Raw genomic sequence first — 7,368 nt, 5'->3', positions numbered from 1 at the left:
GTAAATAACAATCATTATTATTTAATGATTTAATCCATACTCTGCGTTAAAAAATAAAATTTAATATTTTTTTATTTATTCAATTTTATCTATTTTTATTATTTTTCATCGATTAAAAAGTAAACTCATTTTAATTATTGATCAAAGACAATATTTTTTGTGTGGTTTTTTGCTAATTATATAAATTGGCAATTGTCTGATAGCAATAGTGCGATTGTTATCAAATATAAAAATAAATACAGCTAATGGGATGGCTGGCTTAAAAACACTCGAGGCCCTTATGGCAAAGATAAGAAATAATGCACTGTACCTACTGAGTGTGCTTGCAGGGATATTTCTATTTACCTCTGTACAGGCACAAACTCCAACAAAAGATTCCACATCAACCATCAACGCTCGAAACGAAACGTTTGAAGCGGCACACCCTGATCAATACCATTCATGGCGAGCAACTTCAGAACAATCACAACGAGAAGATGCACTGGCTGAAGATCCTCGCCTCGTCATCTTATGGGCAGGTTATCCTTTCTCTCGTGACTACAATAAACCTCGTGGTCACGCCTATGCGATTATCGATGTTCGTGAAACACTGCGGACTGGCGCGCCAAAAAATGCTGAAGATGGTCCTCTTCCTATGGCATGTTGGAGCTGTAAAAGCCCTGACGTTGCTCGATTAATTCAGGAACATGGGGAAGATGGCTACTTCAAAGGCAAATGGGCAAAAGGAGGCCCTGAAGTCGTCAACGTATTGGGCTGTGCAGATTGCCACAAAACAGACTCACCTGAGTTTGCCAAAGGTAAGCCTGAACTCACGCTTTCTCGCCCATACGCAGAACGTGCCATGGAAGCTATCGGTAAACCATTCGATAAAGCGAGCCGCTTCGACCAACAATCTATGGTATGCGGTCAATGCCACGTTGAATATTATTTCTCTGGCGAAACTAAAGCCGTGAAATTTCCTTGGGATAACGGCACCAAAGTCGAAGACATGGAAGTGTACTACGACAACATTGCCTTCTCTGATTGGACAAACTCCCTGTCTAAAGCCCCAATGCTCAAAGCCCAACACCCTGAGTATGAAACTTGGAGCGCAGGTATCCACGGCAAAAACAATGTGACCTGTATTGACTGTCACATGCCAAAACTGCAAAACGAAAAAGGGGAACTGTATACCAGCCATAAAATCGGTAATCCATTCGATAACTTTGAACAAACCTGTAGTAGCTGTCATACCCAAAGCAAAGAGCAACTTCAGAGTATCGTTGCTGAGCGTAAAAAAGCTATCCAAGAGATGAAAATCAAAGTGGAAGATCAGTTAGTACGCGCTCACTTTGAAGCTAAAGCAGCTTGGGATGCAGGCGCAACCGATGCTGAAATGAAAGATATCCTTGCTGATATCCGTCATGCGCAGTGGCGTTGGGATTTAGCTATCGCGTCACACGGTATCCACATGCATGCACCAGATGAAGGGTTACGTATGCTTGGTGGGGCAATGGATAAAGCCGCAGATGCCCGAGCCAAACTGGCGCGTTTACTGGGTTCAAAAGGCATTACTCATGAAATCGCGATCCCAGATATCTCCACCAAAGATAAAGCGCAACAAGCCATCGGCTTGGATATGCAGAAAATTAATGCCGAAAAACAAGAGTTTTTAAAGACTGTGGTACCTGAATGGGATGCACAAGCTCGTAAAAACGACCTGTTAGCCAAATAACCACTCACCCCAGTTCGCTGGGGTGCGATAACCAATGGAGTGAATATGAGCGTACTACGTTCGTTATTAACTGCTGGGGTGCTGGCGTCAGGCTTGTTATGGGCGATATCCGCGTCGGCAACACCACAAATGGCTGAAGAAGCTAACAAAGACGGTCGTTGGCAAGTTACGCAGCAGCGTAATCCAGACAATGCTTGCCTTGATTGCCATAAACCCGATAAAGAAGGGATGCATGGCACTCATGCTGAGGTCATTAACCCGAATAATAATTTGCCGGTGACGTGCACCAATTGTCACGGCAAACCGGGTCCCAATCACCGTGAAGGCGTCAAAGACGTCATGCGGTTTAATGATCCAATGTACAGCGTGGAACAACAAAATAGCGTCTGTTTATCTTGCCACTTACCTGAACAACTGCAAAAAGCGTTTTGGCCCCACGATGTTCACGTGACCAAAGTGGCTTGCGCGAGTTGTCATGACCTCCATCCTAAGCAAGACACCATGAAAGTGCTGAACGATAAAGGTAAGGTCAAAATCTGCGTGGATTGCCACTCAGATCAGCGAGATAACCCGAACTTTAACCCCGCTGCGGTCAATGTTCTTAAGGAGCAGCCATGAGTTGTTCTCGTCGTCAATTCATAATCTATTCAGGCGCACTGGCGGCGGTAGGCGGTATGGCGGGACATTCTCTCGCCAATACCATGAAAGTTGACGGGGTGCGATATGGCATGATCCACGATGAAACACTGTGTATCGGCTGTACCGCCTGTATGGATGCATGTCGGGAAGTCAACCAAGTTCCAGAAGGCGTATCACGCCTAACGATTATTCGTAGTGAACCCATCGGCCAATTTCCTGACGTCAAATATCGGTTCTTCCGCCACTCTTGCCAACATTGCGAACATGCCCCTTGTGTCGATGTCTGTCCTACAGGGGCTTCATTCATCGATAAAACCACGGGGATTGTGGACGTAAACCCTGACCTATGTGTTGGTTGTCAATACTGTATTGCCGCCTGCCCTTACCGCGTCAGATTTATTCATCCCATCAGCAAAACCGCCGATAAATGCGATTTTTGCCGTAAAACCAATCTCAAAAAAGGGAAGCAACCCGCTTGTGTCGAAGCCTGCCCAACCAAAGCGTTGGTGTTTGGTAATTTAGATGATCCAAACAGTGCGGTATCGCTAATGCTCCATGAAAAACCGACCTATCGATTCAAAATTGCACTGGGAACGAAACCCAAAATGTACCGAGTTCCCTTTAAATATGGGGAGGTTAGCCAATGACAACCACTTCAGCTTTTCATTTTGAGTCGTTAGTCTGGGACTGGCCTATCGCTGTTTACCTATTTTTGATTGGTATCTCTGCGGGGTTAGTGGTTCTGGCCGTATTGATGCGCCAATATGTACCCAATGCTGCCACCAGCAATAGTACTATCATGCGTACAACGCTAATTTTAGCGCCGACCACCATTATTCTTGGTCTACTGATCCTCATTTTCCACTTAACCCGTCCATGGACTTTCTGGAAATTGATGTTTCACTACAGCCCAACTTCTGTGATGTCCATGGGGGTAATGCTGTTCCAAGTTTACATGGCGGTGTTAGTGGTTTGGCTGGCTAAAATTTATGAGCAAGAACTCGTTGGGCTACAACAAAAATGGCTACCTAAGCTAACGATAGTGCCTCGAGTTTTAGGCTGGCTAAGTCGCATCATGCGCGGGTTAGATATAGCTATGCTAGTCTTAGCCGTATTACTGGGCGCTTATACGGGATTCTTGTTATCTGCCCTCAAATCCTATCCGTTCTTAAACAACCCAATATTACCGGCTCTGTTCCTCTTTTCGGGAATTTCGTCGGGACTGGCGGTGAGTTTACTGGCAATCGCCCTGCGCTATCGCAAGAATGTTCATAACCCTGAAACAGCCTTTTTACACCGCGTAGAAAGCTTCGTCGTCTGGTTAGAGATATTTTTGCTAGCGGCCTTCTTTGTGGGGCTAGCGCTCGGCGATGATGGCAAACTGCGTTCGTTAATTGCGGCATTAGGCGGTGGTTTCTGGACGTGGTGGTTCTGGCTTGGCGTCGTGGGGATTGGTTTTGTTATTCCCCTCCTGTTGAAAAAATGGCAACAACAAGGTAGCCAAGCTTTTCGGGTTATTGTGGTCAGTGGTGCAAGCTTAATTGGCGTATTTTTCCTGCGTTTCTTTGTCCTGTACGCAGGGCAACTGACAGTCGCATAACCGACTTAGAATAAAGGTGATACTTGGAAATTTTCCTTCCCGAAATAGGGTTTATCAGCTTGCTACTGGCGCTGTGTATCACCGGCTATCATACCCTATTGGGGTTTATTGGCGTTTTCAGGCACGTCCCGAGGCAAATGTCTCAGGGCGTGCTCTGGACGTCTTTGCAATTCACTTTTTTATTAACTGCGTTTCTCTGTTTAACCGCCAGCTTTGTATTCAGTGATTTTTCCGTTATTTATGTGGCTCAGCATAGCCACAGTTTATCCCCCCTAGTGATTAAAATTGCTGCCGTTTGGGGAGGGCACGAAGGTTCGCTGCTGCTGTGGGTTCTGTTTTTCTCTGGCTGGAGTACCTTATTTGCATGGCGTTATCGCCGCCAAAATAGCCCATTTTTCCCTTTAACGTTGTGTGTACTGGCTGCTATATGCACGGCGTTATTGCTGTTTGTTGTGTTCTATTCCAACCCGTTTGAACGCCTGTTTCCGCCTGCAATTGAAGGTCGCGATCTCAACCCGATGCTGCAACATTGGGGGCTCATTTTACACCCGCCGCTACTTTACCTTGGTTACAGCGGGTTGATGCTAGTGGCAGCGTTAATGCTCGCATCATTAATAGCGACGCCCACCTTACTTCCCGAGAATTCCAGCCAACCTATTGCTCAATTGTGTTGGCGATTTGCGGTGCCAAGTTGGTTCATACTCACTAGCGGTATCATCCTCGGTTCTTGGTGGGCATACAGTGAATTGGGCTGGGGAGGATGGTGGTTTTGGGATCCCGTTGAAAACGCGTCTTTACTTCCTTGGCTTTCTGCCACGGCATTACTGCACAGTTTATCTATCACACGCCGAACAGGGCTATATCGCCACTGGAGCCTGTTGCTGGCGATTATCACGTTAATTTTAGCGCTGCTTGGTACATTGATTGTCCGCTCGGGGATCTTAATCTCCGTTCATGCATTTGCCTTAGATAACGTGCGTGCCGTTCCGCTATTTTTGCTGTTTAGTGTTTTAAGCCTTGGCGCACTGTTTATTTATGGTTGGAAGGCTAAATTTCCCCCTCAAGAGCCTCGGCGCAAAACATCACGAGAAATCTATTTATTACTGACTTTGATTTTGTTTACCGCGGTTCTATGTATCGTACTGACTGGCACCTTATACCCGATGCTCTATGGTTTATTAGGGTTAGGTAAAATCTCGGTAGGCGCCCCCTATTTCAATCAAACGTTATTGCCATTTGGTCTATTTATGCTGGTAATCATTGTGATTTCAACGCTCAAATATAGCGATATTGCCAAGAACGGAAACCACAAACTGCATCACCGGCTGTTGATTATTGTGCAGCAAAAACTCCCAGCCATTGTCGCTCACTCAGGGGTTGTTTTATTCGCCCTGGGGATCGCCCTTTCCTCAACACAGAAATCAGAAATCAGCCAAAATATCGCCGTCGGGCAATCAATCTCAGTTGGCGGATATCAATTCCAATTTCAACAATTACAACTGGCAGCTGAATCTAACTACACCACCGAGAAAGCGCTGATCCACGTCAGTCAAAATGCAGGTCAAAATGGCTTTGATCTTATCACTGAACGCCGCCTGTATATGGCTCGCCAGCAACTGATGATAGAACCGGGGATCCACTGGGGATGGTTGCGATCTTGGTATGTGGTGCTGGGAGAAAAAACGGGCACTGAGCGCTATGCGATGCGTTTTTATGTACAAGAAGGCATTCAATGGATTTGGGGTGGTGGATTTGTGATGTGCTTAGGTGCGCTGATGAGTTGGTTTAGGGGGCGGAAGCATGATTAAAAAAATCGTTATGCTGTTTCTGCTCTTGTGCTCCTTGAATGTTCACGCCCAAATAGTGGATACATGGGCATTTAATTCCAATGAGGAGCAGGAATTATCCTTGCAGATTGCTTCACAACTACGTTGCCCGCAATGCCAAAACCAAAATTTATTAGAATCTAATGCACCTACCGCGGTCAGCATGCGCCATCAAGTCTTTAAAATGGTTTCTGAAGGAAAAAGTGAATCTCAGATTAAACGCTATATGACCGAGCGTTATGGTGACTTTGTTTTATATAATCCCCCATTAACGCTTAGTACCCTACTATTATGGTTACTTCCCGTATTTGCTGTTCTTTGTATTATCTTTATTTTATGGAAAACATTAAAAGTAAAAAATAAAATTAATCAGCCCGTTATTTTATTAGATAATGCGATTCCATTAATAGAAAAATACAACCAGACTCACTCTGACATACAGTTATTACCGGCTATCAATAATGAAAAAACACTTCAGCATTCTCATTGGAATAAGATAAGTAACACCCTTATTCTCATCATAATCTGCATTATGATAGCGGGATATTTTTTATTACCGCGATTCCATTCAACACTTGATTTATATCAAAGACAAAATGACCCTATCTTGCTGTTCACACCATTGGAGCGTGAAACGCAGGATCTACAACGTTTACAAGCAGATATTCGACAATCCCCTGAAGACAGCGAGCTTTGGGCTGTTTTAGGTGAATACTACCTTTATCAAAATAGCTATGAAAATGCCTTAATTGCCTATGGCTACGCACTCAAATATCGCGGAGAGAATGCCCAACTCTATGCCGCAATTGCCACTGTGATGTATTACCAAGCCGGACAAGTGGTTACAAATGACACACAAAAAATGATAGACAAAGCATTAAGTCTAGATAAGAATGAAGTCACCGCATTGATGTTATTAGCCTCAGATGCCTTTATCAATGCCAATTACACAACGGCGATTAATATCTGGCAAAACCTACTTGATAGTAATAATCCTAGAGTCAATCGCGCTCAAATTATTGAAGCCATTCATATGGCTAAATTAATGGAAAATAGTGGGAAACAGTGAATACAAATAATAAAGGTTCCTGAACCTTTATTACCTCGCGGTATCCATAATTGATAAAAAATAATAATAAGTTTATTTATTAAATATAATAATCTAGAAAAATATCATGACGAATAAGATGCTTTCTATCTTAGTGATTATTCTTATCGCAGGAGGATCATTTCTTGCAGGAGTAATGGCTAACTACACACCTGATTTAGATGTTATCAAGAAATCAGAGCGGGCTGTGGAAGACCTGCTGAGTTTCCCTAAAACCGTCGAATTTAAAGATGTGAAATACCATGTCATCAGAGAGACCTCTGATCGCGGTATGCTAGGCTATGTTTGTGGTCAAGTTCTGGTATTTGATGCAAAAAATAGCTATAGCTACAAACGTTTTATGGTGAAAACGTATCTAAATGAAGATGGTAGAAATGTCGTTTCTATTCCACTATTGGATAGAGACGAAATGGAGTTTCCGATCGAGGAATTTAATTATTTGTGGCGTAAAAATTGTCAGAATAGATAATTATACTTCTGT

At 43.8% G+C, this 7,368-nt stretch carries 7 protein-coding genes; all 7 read left to right on the top strand.

What is annotated here, in order from left to right; genetic code table 11:
- The first annotated feature begins 280 nt into the window (after positions 1 to 280).
- The 7 genes from nrfA to JK188_RS15520 all read left to right on the top strand — a co-directional run bounded on the left by nrfA (position 281) and on the right by JK188_RS15520 (position 7,356).
- Entirely contained in the window at positions 281 to 1,714 is a 1,434-nt protein-coding gene (nrfA, locus tag JK188_RS15550; protein WP_036952243.1) for an ammonia-forming nitrite reductase cytochrome c552 subunit, read from the top strand.
- 45 nt (positions 1,715 to 1,759) lie between these two features.
- Positions 1,760 to 2,332: a cytochrome c nitrite reductase pentaheme subunit gene (gene nrfB / locus JK188_RS15545; RefSeq protein WP_036952108.1), complete on the top strand. Its 573-nt coding sequence runs from the start codon at positions 1,760 to 1,762 to the stop codon at positions 2,330 to 2,332.
- Positions 2,329 to 3,000, top strand: a complete 672-nt coding sequence (gene nrfC / locus JK188_RS15540; RefSeq protein ID WP_211887815.1) for a cytochrome c nitrite reductase Fe-S protein — start codon at positions 2,329 to 2,331, stop codon at positions 2,998 to 3,000. The genes nrfB and nrfC overlap by 4 nt, the downstream gene beginning before the upstream one ends.
- Positions 2,997 to 3,953, top strand: coding sequence for a cytochrome c nitrite reductase subunit NrfD (gene nrfD / locus JK188_RS15535; RefSeq protein WP_211887814.1), 957 nt, complete (start codon positions 2,997 to 2,999; stop codon positions 3,951 to 3,953). The genes nrfC and nrfD overlap by 4 nt, the downstream gene beginning before the upstream one ends.
- Positions 3,954 to 3,976: 23 nt before the next feature.
- Positions 3,977 to 5,761, top strand: a complete 1,785-nt coding sequence (locus JK188_RS15530; RefSeq protein WP_211887813.1) for a heme lyase CcmF/NrfE family subunit — start codon at positions 3,977 to 3,979, stop codon at positions 5,759 to 5,761.
- A complete protein-coding gene (gene nrfF / locus JK188_RS15525; RefSeq protein WP_211887812.1) occupies positions 5,754 to 6,848 on the top strand; it encodes a heme lyase NrfEFG subunit NrfF in 1,095 nt (364 codons plus the stop codon). The genes JK188_RS15530 and nrfF overlap by 8 nt, the downstream gene beginning before the upstream one ends.
- A 106-nt stretch (positions 6,849 to 6,954) precedes the next feature.
- Complete coding sequence (locus JK188_RS15520; RefSeq protein ID WP_036952113.1) at positions 6,955 to 7,356, top strand: hypothetical protein; 402 nt, start codon at positions 6,955 to 6,957, stop codon at positions 7,354 to 7,356.
- The last annotated feature ends 12 nt before the right edge of the window (positions 7,357 to 7,368 follow it).

This window comes from Providencia sp. JGM181, from assembly GCF_018257375.1.
GTDB classification, from domain to species: domain Bacteria; phylum Pseudomonadota; class Gammaproteobacteria; order Enterobacterales; family Enterobacteriaceae; genus Providencia; species Providencia lanzhouensis.
The sequence above is the reverse complement of the archived record's forward strand: the minus strand, read 5'-3'. Positions and strand labels throughout refer to the sequence as shown.